Annotated in this window: 16 protein-coding genes and 1 pseudogene; 2 read left to right on the top strand and 15 right to left on the bottom strand. The window is 72.4% G+C overall.

What is annotated here, in order from left to right:
• Positions 1-22: 22 nt before the first annotated feature.
• The 14 genes and pseudogenes from ACGF12_RS13125 to ACGF12_RS13060 form a co-directional block, all read right to left on the bottom strand.
• Positions 23-607, bottom strand: coding sequence for a kinase (locus ACGF12_RS13125; protein WP_393028382.1), 585 nt, complete (start codon positions 605-607; stop codon positions 23-25).
• Positions 604-1,044: an NUDIX domain-containing protein gene (locus ACGF12_RS13120; protein ID WP_393028381.1), complete on the bottom strand. Its 441-nt coding sequence runs from the start codon at positions 1,042-1,044 to the stop codon at positions 604-606. Before ACGF12_RS13120 ends, ACGF12_RS13125 begins: the two co-directional genes overlap by 4 nt.
• A gap of 506 nt (positions 1,045-1,550) precedes the next feature.
• Positions 1,551-1,739 carry a hypothetical protein gene (locus tag ACGF12_RS13115; RefSeq protein ID WP_393028380.1) on the bottom strand — a complete coding sequence of 63 codons (189 nt, stop codon included), beginning with the start codon at positions 1,737-1,739 and terminating at the stop codon, positions 1,551-1,553.
• A 121-nt stretch (positions 1,740-1,860) separates the two neighbouring features.
• Positions 1,861-2,016, bottom strand: a complete 156-nt coding sequence (locus ACGF12_RS13110; protein WP_393028379.1) for a hypothetical protein — start codon at positions 2,014-2,016, stop codon at positions 1,861-1,863.
• A 336-nt stretch (positions 2,017-2,352) separates the two neighbouring features.
• Positions 2,353-2,547 (bottom strand): hypothetical protein, encoded by a 195-nt coding sequence (locus tag ACGF12_RS13105; RefSeq protein WP_393028378.1) that lies wholly within the window; start codon positions 2,545-2,547, stop codon positions 2,353-2,355.
• Between the two features lie 95 nt (positions 2,548-2,642).
• A complete protein-coding gene (locus tag ACGF12_RS13100; RefSeq protein ID WP_393028377.1) occupies positions 2,643-3,398 on the bottom strand; it encodes a serine/threonine-protein kinase in 756 nt (251 codons plus the stop codon).
• 134 nt (positions 3,399-3,532) lie between these two features.
• Positions 3,533-4,792 (bottom strand): sensor histidine kinase, encoded by a 1,260-nt coding sequence (locus ACGF12_RS13095; RefSeq protein ID WP_393028376.1) that lies wholly within the window; start codon positions 4,790-4,792, stop codon positions 3,533-3,535.
• The gene (locus ACGF12_RS13090; RefSeq protein ID WP_393028375.1) at positions 4,789-5,469 is read right to left on the bottom strand and encodes a response regulator transcription factor; all 681 of its coding nucleotides are present in this window, start codon (positions 5,467-5,469) and stop codon (positions 4,789-4,791) included. Before ACGF12_RS13090 ends, ACGF12_RS13095 begins: the two co-directional genes overlap by 4 nt.
• Positions 5,470-5,590: 121 nt before the next feature.
• The gene (locus ACGF12_RS13085) at positions 5,591-7,126 is read right to left on the bottom strand and encodes a protein kinase (protein ID WP_393028374.1); all 1,536 of its coding nucleotides are present in this window, start codon (positions 7,124-7,126) and stop codon (positions 5,591-5,593) included.
• A 393-nt stretch (positions 7,127-7,519) separates the two neighbouring features.
• Positions 7,520-8,110: a glycosyltransferase gene (locus ACGF12_RS13080; protein ID WP_393028373.1), complete on the bottom strand. Its 591-nt coding sequence runs from the start codon at positions 8,108-8,110 to the stop codon at positions 7,520-7,522.
• 474 nt (positions 8,111-8,584) lie between these two features.
• Entirely contained in the window at positions 8,585-9,046 is a 462-nt protein-coding gene (locus ACGF12_RS13075) for a 5'/3'-nucleotidase SurE (protein ID WP_393028372.1), read from the bottom strand.
• A 58-nt stretch (positions 9,047-9,104) separates the two neighbouring features.
• Positions 9,105-10,100, bottom strand: a pseudogene (gene moaA, locus ACGF12_RS13070) (GTP 3',8-cyclase MoaA); the annotation flags it as partial.
• A 40-nt stretch (positions 10,101-10,140) separates the two neighbouring features.
• Entirely contained in the window at positions 10,141-10,587 is a 447-nt protein-coding gene (locus ACGF12_RS13065) for a deoxynucleoside kinase (RefSeq protein ID WP_393028371.1), read from the bottom strand.
• 235 nt (positions 10,588-10,822) lie between these two features.
• The gene (locus ACGF12_RS13060) at positions 10,823-11,458 is read right to left on the bottom strand and encodes an NAD(P)-dependent oxidoreductase (protein ID WP_393028370.1); all 636 of its coding nucleotides are present in this window, start codon (positions 11,456-11,458) and stop codon (positions 10,823-10,825) included.
• Positions 11,459-11,549: 91 nt separating this feature from the next.
• Between ACGF12_RS13060 and ACGF12_RS13055 the strand changes: the two genes are divergently transcribed.
• Positions 11,550-12,206: a TetR/AcrR family transcriptional regulator gene (locus ACGF12_RS13055; RefSeq protein ID WP_393028369.1), complete on the top strand. Its 657-nt coding sequence runs from the start codon at positions 11,550-11,552 to the stop codon at positions 12,204-12,206.
• Between the two features lie 22 nt (positions 12,207-12,228).
• On the opposite strand, the gene ACGF12_RS13050 is transcribed toward ACGF12_RS13055, so the two are convergent.
• Entirely contained in the window at positions 12,229-12,720 is a 492-nt protein-coding gene (locus tag ACGF12_RS13050; RefSeq protein WP_393028368.1) for an Lrp/AsnC family transcriptional regulator, read from the bottom strand.
• Between the two features lie 161 nt (positions 12,721-12,881).
• Here ACGF12_RS13050 and ACGF12_RS13045 point away from each other — a divergent pair, with 161 nt between their 5' ends.
• Positions 12,882-14,561, top strand: coding sequence for a histidine decarboxylase (locus tag ACGF12_RS13045; protein WP_393028367.1), 1,680 nt, complete (start codon positions 12,882-12,884; stop codon positions 14,559-14,561).
• Positions 14,562-14,697 lie beyond the last annotated feature (136 nt).

The raw sequence follows: 14,697 nt of genomic DNA, 5'->3' as shown, positions 1-14,697 counted from the left end.
CACGGCGGTCGAGCAAGTGCTTCTAGCTGTCGCGCGCGGGCAACTCCGAGAGCGCGGTCTCGCGCATGATGCGGTCGACCGTGTCGAGGAGGGTGCTGTCGCTGCCGATGACGGTCTCGATGCCGCCCGGGAGAAGGTCGTGCTCGCGGTACCAGTCGCGCTGTTCCCGCTCGGTGACGGCCGCCAGGAACTCGCGATCGGCCTTCGAGGCGTGCCGGACCAGCGTTTCGCCGATCGGGACGTCGAGGTAGTAGCAGCGGGTGACGCCGCGATGGTCGCCCACCAGGCGTTGGAGCATCTCGCCGTAGTGACCGGCGTACAGGATGCCTTCGATGACGACGTGGTAGCCGGCGCCCAGCGCGTACCGTGCCACGGTGTCGATCAGGCCGATGTTCGCGCCGCCGGGCCGGTCCCGCTCGCGCAGCACGATGCGGCGGAGGTTGTCCTGTGCGACCACGGCCAGGCCCCGACCGAACCGGTCCCGGATCCCTGCTGCTACCGACGACTTGCCCGACGCCGAGTTTCCCCGAACGACAACGAGCCTGGTGTCCGCGCTCCCTGCAGGCGCCCCGGCGGCCGGGAGCCCCGGGTGGCTCGTGGTGCTCATGCCGGCCATCCGACGACGGACAGCGGGCGGCCGGCGGTGATCTGCGCGAGCGCGTCCGCGGTGTAGCTGACAATCGGCTCCGGAAGCCCGTTCAGCGGCCAGAAGCTGAGGGCGGCGCACTTGTCCGGTTCGCGGTTGGTGATCTTGCCGGTGTATACGCGGGGGGAGAAGAACAGCTGGAGGCGTCCGGCGCCGTCGTCGGCATCGAGGTGGTGGAGGGTGTGCACCAGGTCGAGGTCCTCCTCCTGGATGGTGATGCCGAGTTCCTCGTCGGCCTCACGGGCCATGCCGGCCAGGACGGACTCTCCCGCTTCGAGGTGGCCGGCTGGAGCGTGCCAGTGGTGGGAGGCGAAGGCGGTGTTGGCGCGCTGCCCGAGCAGCACCCGGCCGTTCTCGATCAGGACCAGGTGGACTCCGACAACCAGCGTGTGCGGCACGGGACGTCTCCTTCCAGGGGCGGGAGGGAATCGGTGTGGGGGTAGCCGGTTCAGGGCATGGCGAAGTTGCGATCAAACTGGTGATCGTTTGTCGTACGTGAGTGCATGGATAGGTGTCCCACCGTAGGCGGCCCGGCGGGGCTGCGTCGGCGTGTCGTGGCAGAAGCCACACGATCCGGTGAACGGCCTCAACTCGTCATACTGGTAAGGCGGTTACGGGTTGAACAGGGCAGTGTGCCACGGTGCACCGACATTGATCGCGCCATGCTCGGCGGGAGGCGGGAGGCGGGAGGCGGGAGGCGGGAGGCGGGAGGCGGGAGGCGGGAGGCGGGTGGTCACGGTCGCGCCGGGGAGCCGACTGGGCGAGGCGGGATGACGGGCCGGTGGGCCGTTCCGGGCGAGGCTGACGGCCAGGGCGGCCGTCGCGCGTTCGGCCCCGGCCGAGGCGTCAGGGGTCCAGGAGACGAGGACCAGCAGGACGCCCCGGGAGGAGGTGGCGCGGTTGATCACCGGACGCTCACCCGTCGCAGGGCCGGAAGCGGCTGGGTCTGGCCGTGGTGCGGTCTCTCCCAGGGGAAGACGGCCCATTCGTTGACGGTCCAGGCCCACCGATCGGGCTTCTGCGTGCAGCCCCGGTTGCGGAACAGCGCCGCCGACATGATCACGGCGCCGTCGTCGAGCCGGACGCGCAGCACGTCGGTGACGGCGGCGAAGGTCGCTCCGGCCGGCGATGTCGTCGACGAGGAGCACCGTCCCGGCCAGGCGTTCGGGAAACGTGTCCGTGAGCAGGACCTCGACGTCGCCGGTGGCCTGCTGCTACGCGGCGTCGCTCTTGTTGTGCCGGGCGGTGACGGCGTGGAAGGGCACTTTGAGGTAGTCGGCCATGAGGCGGGCCGGTTTGGTCCCGCCGGAGGCGATGCCGATCACACAGGTGACCTCCGGGTCGGTCCCGACGACGGACTCGGCGATCATCCGGGCCGCGTCGAAGCACTGAAAGTACGTCGGCGCGAACGGGACGTGCTGCGCGAAGACGGTCAGCTGGTCGGCGTACTGCTCAGCGCCGTGGCGCAGGAACGTCCCGGCCTGGTCTGGGCTCCCAGCAGGTGCGCTCTGCCGCGCGGGGCTTGGGCGGCACGGAGTGCTTGGCCGGGTCGGTTGCGGAGGCCCGGCCAAGCGGCAGGGTGAAGGTCCTCCCCTTCTGCGGCTGGGCGTAGTCCATCGGCACCGCCAAGGTGGCGCACCGGAGGTCGCCGCAGGCTGTCCAGGCGGGCCGCTGCTGGTAGAACGCCCGTAGCACGACGGGTCGGCCTACTCGGTCGCCTTCGGCGGGGGCTGGGCGCCCGGGGTGGTCGCGGCCTGGTCGGGGTGCTGGTCGCAGCCGGCGAGCGCGGCCACCGTCGCCGCGGCGACGGCCAGCGCGGCGAGCTGGCGCAGGCCGGGACGCTGCCCGGAACGGGCCTGCGGGAGTCGGGTGTTGTCGGTGCGGTGGGTGAATCGGCGCATGGCTGTGAGGTCGTTTCTGGTCGGGTGGTCGGTGTGGACCGACCATGGCGTACGTGTCCTGAGGATTCGATGAGGGCGGCCGCGCGGAGTGCGGCTCAGTTCTGCGGGGCAGCTTCGGCCGCGATCACGTCGTGGAGCAGTCGGGCGAGCCGGGTCTCGTTGAGCCGCTGCGCCGGGTCGCGGGCGAGCAGGGCGTCGATGACCGCGGCGAGGGGGTTCTGGAACGGGTGGTCCTGGATGCAGGCGTGGAGCAGCATGCCCAGGGCCCACAGGTCGGAGGCGGGCCCGGCTGCGCCGCCGTCGAACCGTTCCGGCGCCACGTTCGTTGGCTCGATGCCGAGTTCGGGAGGGGTGCTGAGGGTGGCGAGGTCGAAGCCGGTGAGTACGGCGGTACCGTCCGGGCGGATCAGGACGTTGCCCGGTCCGACGTCCCGGTGCAGGACGCCGGCCGCGTGCGAGGCCCGCAGGGCCGCGAGCACGTCGAGGCCGACGTGGGCGGCGGCCGCGGGGGAGAGCGGGCAGTGCTCGACGACGTCCCGGAGGGATTCCCCGACGATCAGGTCCATCACCAGCCACGGGTGCGGCCGGTGGTTCAGGACTTCGCGGACGGTGGCGAGGTTGGCGTGCTCGATGCGGGCCAGGCCGCGTGCTTCGCGGAGCAGCCGTTGGCGTGCCAGATCGGTGGGGCCGGGGCCGGACGAAGTGGGGGAGCGCAGTTCCTTGAGGGCCACGCCGCGCTCCAGGGCCAGGTCGTGGGCCTTCCACACCGTCCCAGCGGCGTTGAGCCGTTTCAGGAGCGTGAACCGTCCGGCCACGAGATCCCCGACGGCGTTTGCGTTGTCCTCGGTCATGAACCTGTCCCTGCCGTGCCCTGCGATCCCCGTGGACGGGGATCGCAGGGCACCCCACGTGTCGACTTCCTGGGGAAGCGTGCCCGAGGCGACCTGAGGATTCGATGAGGGACGGCGGTGCTCGGCGGCTCGGGCTACTTCTGCACGGGCAGGCGCAGGACGAAGCGGGCGCCGCCGCGGGCGCCGGTGGAGACGGTGAGCGCGCCGCCGTGGGCGTGGGCGACCCAGGCGGCGATGGACAGGCCGAGGCCGGTCGAGCCGGCGCCGCTGTGGAAGCGCTCGAACAGGGAGCGTGCCTGCTCGGGCGGGATGCCGGGTCCGGCGTCGTCGACGGCGACGCTGCCGTCCGCCGTTACGGTGAGCTGGACGTCGGCCGGTTCGCCCGGGGCGTGGCCGTGTGCGAGGGCGTTGCCGAGCAGGTTGGCGACGGCGCGGCGCGCCAGCCCGGCGTCGGCGAGGATGACCACGGGGGCGGCCGCCACGGTCACCCGGTGTCCGTCGGCCGGGGTGTCGGCCACGACCGTTTCGACGAGCTGGTCGAGGCGCAGCGGCTCCACGTCGAGCGGGACGGCGCCGGCCGCCAGGCGGGCGCGGGTGAGCAGGTCGTCGACCAGCTCGCCCATCCGGTTGGACTGGCGCAGCGTACGGCGCAGCACCTCGTCGCGGTCCGCCTCGCCGCGCAGCCCGGTCTCGGCGAGCAGCCGCAGGGAGGTGACGGGCGTACGCAGGTCGTGGGCGGCGTCGGCGAAGAACGCCTCCTGCTGCTCGATCGCGGTCAGCGCCGGGCGGACGGCCCGCCCGGCGAGCCAGCGGCCGGCCACGGCGGAGGCGGCGATGAGTGCCGCGCACACGCCGGTGAGCAGCAGGGTGAACCGGCGGTGGCCGTCGACGTTGCCGGAGACGTCGGAGGCGGTGACCAGAACGCCGTCCGGGCTCTGCGGGGTCGTTCCGAAGAACGGCTGGGCGTACAGCCGCAGTGGGTGGCCGTTGGACGCGTGGGCGGTGGCGTGGGTGGGCTGTCCGGACTGGCCGGCCTCGGCGGCGACCGACCGCACGGCGGCGTCCGGCATGGCCAGGCAGGGCCGGTGCGGGACGGCGGTGACGGTCAGCTGGTCCCAGCCGCCGGTGAGCAGGGTCACCGGCGGGCAGTCGTACGCCCCTTCCTTGGGGTCGGGGTACTGGAGCGCGCCCTGGTCGTCGTTGCTGAGGCCGAGCACCGCCTCGTTGCCCCACAGGGCCAGGTCGGTGTCGGTCTGCGACCGCCACGAGTCGTCGTCGGCGCGGACGGCGAGGACGGTCATGCCGATCAGGCCGATCGCGCTGACCAGGGCGAACAGGACGGCGGTCCGGCGGCGCAGCCGGGCGAGCCGGCCGGCCGGGGTCGGCGGTCTCACCCTTGCGGCTCCGGGTTCTGCGCCTCCAGCCGGTAGCCGACGCCGCGCACGGTGTGGATCAGGGGCGGGTCGCCGAGCTTGCGGCGCAGCTGGGAGACCAGGACCTCGACCACGTTCGAGTTGGGCTCGGTCAGCTCGTCCCAGCAGCGCTCGACGAGCTCGGTGCGGCGTACGGCCTCGCCGGGCCGGGCGGCGAGTGTCTCCAGGACGGCGAACTCCTTGACGGTCAGGGAGAGCAGGACGCCGTCGCGGTGCACGGTCCTTCGTGCAGTGTCGATCTCCAGGTCCGCGCAGCGCAGGGCCGGCGGACGGGTGGCGGTGGAGCGCCGGCCCAGGCTGCGGATCCGGGCCACCAGCTCCGGCACCGCGAAGGGTTTGACCAGGTAGTCGTCCCCGCCGGTGTCGAAGCCCTCGACCCGGTCGGCGACGCTGTCCCGGGCGGTGAGGAAGAGCACCGGGACCGTTCGGCCCTCGCGCCGCATCCGTCGCACGTACTGCGCGGAGTCGCCGGAGGGCAGCGTCCGGTCGAACACGGCGCAGTCGTAGTCGGTGACGAACAGTGCCTCGTCGGCGGCCGGGAGGTCCGCGGCGACGTCGACGGCCAGGCCGGCTCCGCGCAGGGCTGCGGCGACGGCGAACCGCAGGTCGTCGTCGTCCTCGACCAGGAGTATTCGCATGCCGGGCAGGATAGCCCGGACCTGCGGCGACGCAGGTCGGGAGGGCCCGGTCACCGCTGCGCATCGCGCAGGCAACATGGGGATTGCGGAGGACGGTGTCCTTCGAACCGGCCGGTCCGGTTCAGGAGTTGCGGGCGGTGGGGGACGCGGCGCGATCGTCGGGGCGGCGGCACGTCGCGGGGTCCGGGGCGGGGGCGGCCTCGCAGAGGTAGCTCCGGTCGGCGCGGTTGTTGCTGAGGTACCGGCCGGAGCACTGGTCGGGACCGTACTTGGCGCAGTAGGCAAGTGCCTCGTAACCGCTCGCGAACTCGCCGGGAGCACGCACGATCCAGTACCCCGAGGGCAGCGACGCCCAGTTGTCGCTGTCGACGAGGGTGGCGCCGGGCACCTGCTGCTGGAGGGCGGCGAGTTCCTGGTCCCGCTCGTCGGAGTCGGTCGTGTGCGGGATCTCGGACAGTTGGGCGATCCAGTCGCCGGAGCCGGGGCTCGCAGGTCCGGAGCCGGGGCTCGTAGGTCCGGAGCCGGGGCTCGTAGGTCCGGAGCCGGGGCTCGTAGGTCCGGAGCCGGGGGAAGGGGCGGTACCAGCGGGGCCGTGCCCCAGGCTCGGCAGGGCGAACGCGGCAGTCGCGGCGACGGCGGCGCCCGCGACGCCGGCGAGCACGATGGGCAGGCGGCGGCGTCCACGACGGGGCGCGGGTTCGGAGGCTGTGAGCGGATGTTCGGTGGCGGGGTCCTCGCTCGGTATCGCCACGAGTGTCGGCGTCTCGACGAACGTCGGCGGACGCGCGATCACGATCGTGTTGGCCTCGCTCCCGGCCACGTTCGCCTCGCTGCAGGCCACGGCTTCGAGCAGCACGGCCAGCCGGGGCGCGTCCGGACGGTCCGCGGGCTCCTGGGCGAGCAGGGCTTCGAGTACCGGCGCGAGCGGGCCGGCCTGCGACGGTGATGGGGGCGGCTGTTCGCAGACGGCGAGCAGGGTCGGCCAAACCGAGTCGCGCTGCACCGGGTTGCCGCCCTCGACGCAGACGTAGAGGAGCATGCCCAGCGACCACAGGTCGGAGGCGGGGCCGACCAGATCGCCGCGGATCCGCTCCGGTGCCATGTACTCCGGTGAGCCGACGATGTCGCCGGCCATGGTGAGGGTCTGTGAACCCTGGATGGTCGCGATGCCGAAGTCGGTCAGCACGGCGGAGCCGTCCGGGCGGATCAGGACGTTTCCCGGCTTCACGTCCCGGTGCAGGATGCCGGCCGCGTGGGAGGCCCGCAGGGCGCCGAGCACGTCCAGGCCGATGCGGGCGGCCTGGACGGGGGTGAGCGGGCCGTTCCGAAGGATCTCGTGGAGGGAGTGGCCGACGATCAGTTCCATGACCAGCCAGGGGTGGGGCTGCTGGTCGAGGACCTCGTGGACGGCGACCACGTTCGGGTCGTCGACCCTGGCGAGGGCCCGCGCCTCCCGCAGGACCCGTTCCCTCGTGTGGAGCGACCGGCCCGGATCCTCGGTGGCGGGGGAGCGCATCTCCTTGAGCGCGACCTCGCGTTCGAGGAGCAGGTCGCGGGCCCGCCACACCGTACCCATGCCGCCGGCGCCCAGCCGCGCCAGGAGTTCGAACCGTTCGGCAACGACGTCGCCGACCGAGTGTTCCCGCATCCGGGTCATGAAACCGATTCCTTGCGCCGCGCACCTCCGGCCCCGTCCCGAAGAACCGGCGGTACACGGTCCGTGTTCGCTGTCTGCTGTTCGGGGACCTCGGGAAGCTTGCCCCGGGGAACCTGAGGAATTGATGAGGCGCCTTCGGCCGTGACGTCAGGAGCGCTTCTGGGCGGGGACGCGCAGGAGGAAGCGGGTCCTGCTGCGGGCGCTGGGGGCGACGGTGAGCGAACCGCCGTGCGCGGGGGCCACCCAGGCGGCGATCCAGGTCGATGTGGAACGGACGGTGCGTAGCTGCGCGTCGCCGCCAGGGTCTAAAGGCAGGATGGTCGGCGGGTGCAGAGTCCGTCGCCAGTGGTTCCACACTGGCGATCGGGTACCACGGCGACCCGCTTGGCCGCCTCAGGACGTGGCGGCGACCAGGTCGAGGGCGATTCGTTCGGCGCCGTTCACCTCACGGGCCGGTGCCGCGACCGCTCGGGCCGACGCTCCGGTGGAGCCCTTCAGGACCTCGGCCAGAGTACGGGCGACGGCGTGCTTCTCGGCTTCGGCCACCACCACGGTCGGGCAGGCGGCGGCCCGCAGGTGGACGCGTTGGTCGTCGAGGTCGCGGACACCGGGCACGGCGACGGCCGGCACGCGGGAGCGGACCAGTTCCTGCACGGTGTTGTACCCGGCGTGGGTGATCGCGGCGTCGGCGTGCCGGTAGACGTCGTAGGCGGGCCCCAGATACGGGCGGACCCGCACCGGCCCGGGTATGCCGGGCGGCACGAGGACGGCCCCGTCGAAGTGCGGGCCGGTGAGCACCAGGACGTCGACGGCGGCGCAGCCATGTCGGCGTGCGTACTCCCGTACGCCGTGCAGCGCGGCCGTCAGGAAGCCGGGTGCGTCGTCGTGGCCACCGCCTCCGGCGACCACAGCGATCCGCAGGGCGCCGGTGTTGTCGGGCCAGGGCGAACAGTCGTCGAGTAGCGGGCGGACGACGTGGGGCACCCCAGCACACGCACCCCGTGGACGGTCTCCTCCCGCTCCGGCTCGCCCACCAGGTAGATCGTGCCGATGGCGGGCGCGTGGTGGGCCACCCGTGCGGGCGGCTCGGGGCGGTTGCGCCGGAAGCGGTGCACCAGGAACTGGGGCAGCCCAACCGGGCGGCGTGGTCGTACAGCTCCCGCTGCACCGTCACGTCGTGCAGCACCACGTCGTCGGGCCGCAACACCCGGGCGACCATGACCTCGGCGAGGCCGTGGCCCACTGCGGGACCGGTGCCGTGCAGGGGCTCGCCGATCAGGCTGTCGGCATCGGTGGGCAGGACGGTCTGGGCGAAGCCGTAGTCGTCGATCAGCCGCTGGGCCCGCTCGGTCAGCAGCAGGGAGTCCCAGCCCAGCGTGCGCAGTTCGCTGTGCACGGCGATCTGCCGGGAGACATGGCCCAGCCCTCGGCCCCAGGTGAAGGAGACCACGCGGCCGTTCACAGAGTTTCCCCGGCAGCGAGCGGAATCGGCGCGGGCACCGGCATGGCGGCGGGCAGGTTCAGCTCCGAGTCGCGTCCTCGGTGAGCCCTCCCGGCGGTGTGGCCGGGAGGTGTGACACTCGGCAGGACGAGATCGAGAGCCTGCAGCGCCGTGCCCCAGTGGTTGGACGTGCCCAGGGTCAGGGAGGCGCCTTGGCAGGCGGTCGTGACGATCAGCGCCGGTCGGGCGGCGACCGTGTGGACGGGGACGTCGTCCAGGCCCTCCACCGAGCTGGTGCGGGTGGGCACCGGCCCGTCGAGGGCGACGGCGCGGCTGGTGCCGCTGCCGTTTTCGTCTCGTTCCGGAGCCGCGACCACCACCTGGAGACCCGCTCTCCGGAGGTGGGCCGCCAGGTGTCGCAGCCCCTCTTCGGCCACCCCGTCGTCGTTGGTGACCAGCACGTGTGTTGTCGCCGACATGTGGAACGCTCCTTCCCCGGGCGCAGGCGCTCGGGCGTCGGCCCGTAGTGATGCGATGTCAGCCGCCGATCATGGACATGCTGCGGTCGGGCCGGACGAAGTCGGGGTGGTTGATCTTGTGCCCGGGCCACTTGTGCCACAGCGCCTCACGGATCAGCCCTTCCAGTTCGGCGTCGTCGGCACCCGAGCGGAGCGCGGCGCGCAGGTCGGTCTCCTCCAGCGCGAACAGGCAGACGCGGAAGGCTCCTTCCGCCGTCGTCCGCATGCGGTTGCAGCTGTCGCAGAAGGGCTTCGTCACCGACGGGATGAAGCCCAGGACTCCGGGCGCGCCGTCGGCGAAGCGGTAGGAGGTGGCTGGCTGCGGCGTGTCCTGGGCGACGGGGGTCAGGCCGTAGACCGCGGAGACGGCCGCCAGCGTCTCCGCGGCCGGGACGACCTTCTCCCGTTCCCAGGTCCGCTCGGCGTCCAGCGGCATGTACTCGATGAAGCGCACGTCGTAGCCGCCTTCTCGGGCCAGGCGGGCGAAGTCGACGGCCTCGTCCTCGTTGGTGCCGCGAATGACCACACAGTTGATCTTGACTGGGTCGAAACCCGCGTCCCGGGCCGCCTCCAGCCCCGCGGCCACCTTGTCGAAGGCGTCCCGGCGGGTCATCTCGGCGTACCGGTGCCTCAGCGGGGAGTCGCAGGACACCGTGATGCGGCGCAGCCCCGCCTCCCGCAGGGGCCGGGCCAGACGGTCCAGCAGCAGCCCGTTGGTGGTGACGGAGACGTCCGCCCCCTCCAGTGCGCACACGCGTGCCACGATCTCGGGCAGTTCCCGACGGACGGTCGGCTCGCCTCCCGTGATCTTGAAGTCGCGCACCCCGAGGGAGTGGAAGAGGCGGGCGAGCCGGTCGATCTCGTCGACGGTGAGGAGTTCCTCCTTCTCCAGCCAGGGCAGCCCTTCGGCCGGCATGCAGTGGGTGCAGCGCAGATTGCACCTGTCGATCACGGAGATGCGAAGGTCGCCGCCGACCCGGCCGAACGTGTCGACGAGCGGCCCCTGGACGGGGGCGGGGCCCGGATTGCGCCAGTCAACCTTGGTCTTGGCCGTATCAGTTGATCCTTCGTGGGGTGAGGCTGGTGCGCGCCGGGAGCAGTTCCTCGAAGCGCGCCAGCACCTGGTCGGGGTTCATGTCCGAGGTGTCGAGGTGATGAACCGGGATCCGCGCGGCGAGCTCCTCGGCCACGTCCTCGAAGCACTGGGCCACCAGTGACACGTAGGAGCTGGTGAACGAGCGCTCCAGGACGCGGTTGCGGCGGCGGAGCCGGCGCATCAGCACGTCGGTACGGGCGGTCAGATGCACTACCGCCTCGGGTGGCGGCAGCGCGGAGGTGATCAGGTGGTGGTAGCGGTAGTACGTCTCGTACTGCTGGGCGCTCAGGGCGCCGCTCAGCCGGAGCGCCTTGGCGTAGGCCAGTGAGCTGTGCACGTCCTGGTCCATGACGCCCGTGTCGTTGGTGCGCAGGTTCTGCAGGACGCGCAGCAGCAGGGTTTCCATCTGGCAGAAGAATCCCGAGGCGTCGTCGCCGCGCAGATAGCGGGTCAGGGGCGATGGCGACGGCGCGGATCGCGGCCGCCGCGAACCGGCGGGCCCGATGGGGCCGGGTTCCTGGTCCACGAAGGTAGGGAGGAACGGTACGCCTGACAAGGGGCCAGGACGCATCAACTCCACTTGCCGGACACATCCGTGGAGGAATCGTGGAGTCACCTCCGGGGGCAGGCCGCCGCCCGGGTCAGGAGCTGACGCCGACCGCGTGCCGGAAGCTCGCCGGGTCGGTGACCAGGTCCAGCATGGCCCGCGCGACGTCGGCGCGGGGGACGGTGGAGCCGGCCGGTCCGGATTCGACGGCGTGCCGGTAGTGGCCCCGGCCGGGCCGGTTGGTCAGCCGCGGGGGCCGGACGGCCGTCCAGTCCAGGTCGCTCTCGCGCAGCACGCGCTCCATCGCCTCCAGATCCGTGTACACCTCCCGGAGGGCGGCCCAGAGCAGGGGGCCGAACACCTTCGCGGCGAGGAGGGGCTGCCCGGCCCCGGAGCGGTTGAGCGGTGCGGCGCTGACCACGAGGATGCGGCGCACCCCGACGGCCGTCATGGCGGTGGCCGCCGCGCGGGCGGAGGTCGAGGCGGGCTTGAGGGGGTCGGTGCGGCCGGCCTGGCCGATGCCGGAGAGGACGGCGTCGGCGCCCTCGATCACCGGCTCCAGCGACGCGGAGTCGAGGGCATCGGCCCTGACCACGGTCAGGCGGTCGTGGTGGACGGGCAGTCGGGCCGGGTCGCGGACCGCGGCCGTGACGTGGTGCCCGTCGGCGAGGGCGAGGGCGACCAGGTGGCGGCCGATGCCGCCGGTGGCGCCCAGAACGGTGAGTTTCATGACCCCTCCCAGGGGGTGGGTGAGTGCCCACTTCCTTCTTCTCCCGATGGTGGGTGAGTACTCACCCACCTGTCAAGGTAGGCTGGTGCCCATGACGAACGAGGGGACGCAGCGGGGAACCGAGCCGCTGACCGGGGGCGCGCTGACCCGGGCACGGGTGCTGGACGCCGCAGCCCGGCTGATCGGCACGGTGGGGCTGGTCCGGGCCACCACCAAGGAGATCGCCCGGGAGGCCGGCTGCTCGGAGGCGGCGCTGTACAAGCACTTCCGGGACAAGGAGGAGATCTTCGTCCGCGTGCTGCGCGAACGCGCCCCGCGCCTGGCCGCCGCCGTCGCCGAACTGCCCGACCGGGCCGGGGCGGGCACGGTGCGCGAGCACCTGGAGGCGGTGGTCGAGGTCGCCGTGCCGTTCTACCGGCAGTCGTTCCCGATGGCCGGCGGGCTGCTCGCCAGCCCCGAGCTGCTCGCCGCGCACCGCCGCAAGCTCGACAACGCCGGTCCGCACCACGTCAGTTCACGCCTGGCCGACTACCTGCGCGCCGAACAGCGGCTGGGGCGGGTCTCGGCCGCCGTCGACCCGGACGCCGCCGCGATGCTGCTGATCGGCGCCTGCTTCCACCGTGCCTTCCTGGAGGTCTTCTACGCCGGTGAGGGCCCCGCCGAGGCCCTGCGGCCCGTCGCCCTGGCGGACTTCGCGAGCGCGACCGTCCGGGCCCTGCTCGGCGGCATCGAGGCGGCGGAGGCCTGAGCCCGCGAGGCGGTCCGAGTGGTCAGTGCCCCGGGGCGAGGTAGCAGCGGCCCGGTATCTGTTCGAAGATCAGGTTGGTCCGGGTCTGGGCGACCGCCGGGTGGGTGGTGAGGTGGTCGACCACGAAGTCGCGCAGCGCCTCGGGGCTCGCGACGCCGACGTGGAGCAGGTAGTCGTCGGAGCCGGCCATGTGGAAGACCGCCAGGACGCCGGGCAGATCGGGGGCGGTGCCGCGGAAGCTCTCGTTCTGCTCGCGGGTGTGGGCGCGTAGCCGCACCGAGATCATCGCCTGGAGCGGCAGCCCGATCGCGGTGGGGTCGAGTTCGGCGCGGAAGGCGCGGATGATGCCGCGCTCCTGGAGCGCGCGGACGCGGGCCAGACAGGTGGACGGGGCGATGCCGACGGCGGCCGCCAGGGCGTTGTTCGGGAGGCGGGCGTTGTCGGCCAGGGCGCGGATGATCGCCCGGTCCACGTCGTCGAGGGGCGCTCGCCGGGCCTGCGGATTGTTCGGCATGCCTGCCAGGATTCCAGCCCGTTCCGCAGATTCGCAAACCTGATCGGGGTTGGGTCGAATGTTCTTCGGAGGAGCTTCCCCACGGGCCTGGAAAGTTCCATCCTTGCCGCTGGCGACGAACGTCCGTCGCCGTCCGCAGCAACCCCCGGAGTGCCCCGCCCATGAGCCCGACCGCGTCCGCCGCCCTCGCGCCGACCGCAGCCCCGACGGCAGCCCCGACCACCGTCGACCCCGGCCCGGAGCTGGACGGCCGCGACTTCGCGCTCCCCGCGGGCGGCCTGGACGACGCGCAGCGGCTGCGCGCGCTCGACACCGTGGACGAGTACCTGACGCGCAAGCGCAAGCACCTGGTCGGCTACCAGGCCACCCAGGACATGCAGGGCACCGCGCTGGACCTGGCCCGGTTCATGCCGAACAACATCAACAACCTCGGCGACCCGTTCCAGAGCGGCGGCTACAAGCCCAACACCAAGGTGGTCGAGCGGGCCGTCCTCGACTACTACGCCAAGCTCTGGCACGCCGAGCGCCCGCACGACCCGGCCGACCCGGAGTCCTACTGGGGCTACATGCTGTCCATGGGCTCGACCGAGGGCAACATGTACGCCCTCTGGAACGCCCGCGACTACCTGAGCGGCAAGGCGCTGATCCAGCCGCCGGCAGCCCCCTTCGACGCCGTGCGCTACGTCAAGGCCGACCCCGACCGACGGAACCCGAACGCCCACCACCCGGTGGCCTTCTACTCCGAGGACACCCACTACTCCTTCGCCAAGGCCGTCGCCGTCCTGGGCGTGGAGACCTTCCACGCCGTCGGCCTGGAGAAGTACGCCGACGAGTGCCCGCTGACCGACCCGGTCACCGGCCTGCGCAGCTGGCCCACCGAGGTCCCGTCCCGCCCGGGCCCGTCCGGGCTGCCCTGGGACGGCCCCGGGGAGATAGACGTCGACGCCCTCGCCGCGCTGGTCGAGTTCTTCGCCGCCAAGGGCCACCCGATCTTCGTCAACCTCAACCTCGGCAGCACCTTCAAGGGCGCCCACGACAACGTCCGCGAGGTCTGCGAGCGGCTGCTGCCGATCTTCGAGCGGTACGGCCTGGTCCGGCGCGAGGTGGTCTACGGCACCGACCCGAAGACAGGGGAACCGCTGGTCGACCTGCGCCGCGGCTTCTGGATCCATGTGGACGGCGCGCTCGGCGCCGGCTACGCGCCGTTCCTGCGGCTGGCCGCGGAGGAGCCGGCGAAGTACGGCTGGACCCCGGAGGTGGAGCTGCCCGAGTTCGACTTCGGCCTGCGGCTGCCCACCGCCGAGCACGGCGAGGTCGACCTGGTCTCCTCGATCGCGATGAGCGGGCACAAGTGGGCCGGCGCGCCGTGGCCGTGCGGCATCTACATGACCAAGGTGAAGTACCAGATCTCGCCGCCGTCCCAGCCGGACTACATCGGCGCGCCGGACACCACCTTCGCCGGCTCCCGCAACGGCTTCTCGCCGCTGATCCTCTGGGACCACCTGTCCCGCTACTCGTACCAGGACCAGGTGGACCGGATCCGCGAGGCCCAGGAGCTGGCCGCCTACCTGGAGCGGCGTCTGGTCGCCATGGAGCGGGAGCTCGGCGTCGAGCTCTGGCCGGCCCGCACCCCGGGCGCCGTCACCGTGCGGTTCCGCAAGCCGAGCCCCGAGCTGGTGGCCAAGTGGTCGCTGTCCTCGCAGGACGTGCTGATGGTTCCGGGCGACGAGGCCACCCGGCGCAGCTACGTGCACGTCTTCGTGATGCCCTCGGTCGACCGGGCCAAGCTCGACGCCCTGCTGGCCGAACTCGCCGAGGACCCGGCGATCCTGGGGCGGTAGGCGGCTGTCGGAGCCCCCGGGCCGGCTGAAGCCCCCCGGCCGGTGGCGGTTTCTAGGGGTCGTTGCAACACGTGGTCGGTTTGATCAGGCCGCGATGAGTTTATGCAGGCGCTCGGCTGGGGTTTCCCAGCCGAGC

Origin of the sequence: Kitasatospora sp. NPDC048296 (genome assembly GCF_043201815.1) — a bacterium.
Taxonomy (GTDB): domain Bacteria; phylum Actinomycetota; class Actinomycetes; order Streptomycetales; family Streptomycetaceae; genus Kitasatospora.
The sequence above is the reverse complement of the archived record's forward strand: the minus strand, read 5'-3'. Positions and strand labels throughout refer to the sequence as shown.

Coding starts and splice junctions, on each gene's coding strand:
- ACGF12_RS13125 (WP_393028382.1), bottom strand. CDS start 607: ATGAGCACCACGAGCCACCCGGGGCTCCCGGCCGCCGGGGCGCCTGCA.
- ACGF12_RS13110 (WP_393028379.1), bottom strand. CDS start 2,016: ATGATCGCCGAGTCCGTCGTCGGGACCGACCCGGAGGTCACCTGTGTG.
- ACGF12_RS13105 (WP_393028378.1), bottom strand. CDS start 2,547: ATGCGCCGATTCACCCACCGCACCGACAACACCCGACTCCCGCAGGCC.
- ACGF12_RS13100 (WP_393028377.1), bottom strand. CDS start 3,398: ATGACCGAGGACAACGCAAACGCCGTCGGGGATCTCGTGGCCGGACGG.
- ACGF12_RS13090 (WP_393028375.1), bottom strand. CDS start 5,469: ATGCGAATACTCCTGGTCGAGGACGACGACGACCTGCGGTTCGCCGTC.
- ACGF12_RS13085 (WP_393028374.1), bottom strand. CDS start 7,126: ATGACCCGGATGCGGGAACACTCGGTCGGCGACGTCGTTGCCGAACGG.
- ACGF12_RS13075 (WP_393028372.1), bottom strand. CDS start 9,046: ATGTCGGCGACAACACACGTGCTGGTCACCAACGACGACGGGGTGGCC.
- ACGF12_RS13065 (WP_393028371.1), bottom strand. CDS start 10,587: ATGGAAACCCTGCTGCTGCGCGTCCTGCAGAACCTGCGCACCAACGAC.
- ACGF12_RS13060 (WP_393028370.1), bottom strand. CDS start 11,458: ATGAAACTCACCGTTCTGGGCGCCACCGGCGGCATCGGCCGCCACCTG.
- ACGF12_RS13055 (WP_393028369.1), top strand. CDS start 11,550: ATGACGAACGAGGGGACGCAGCGGGGAACCGAGCCGCTGACCGGGGGC.
- ACGF12_RS13050 (WP_393028368.1), bottom strand. CDS start 12,720: ATGCCGAACAATCCGCAGGCCCGGCGAGCGCCCCTCGACGACGTGGAC.
- ACGF12_RS13045 (WP_393028367.1), top strand. CDS start 12,882: ATGAGCCCGACCGCGTCCGCCGCCCTCGCGCCGACCGCAGCCCCGACG.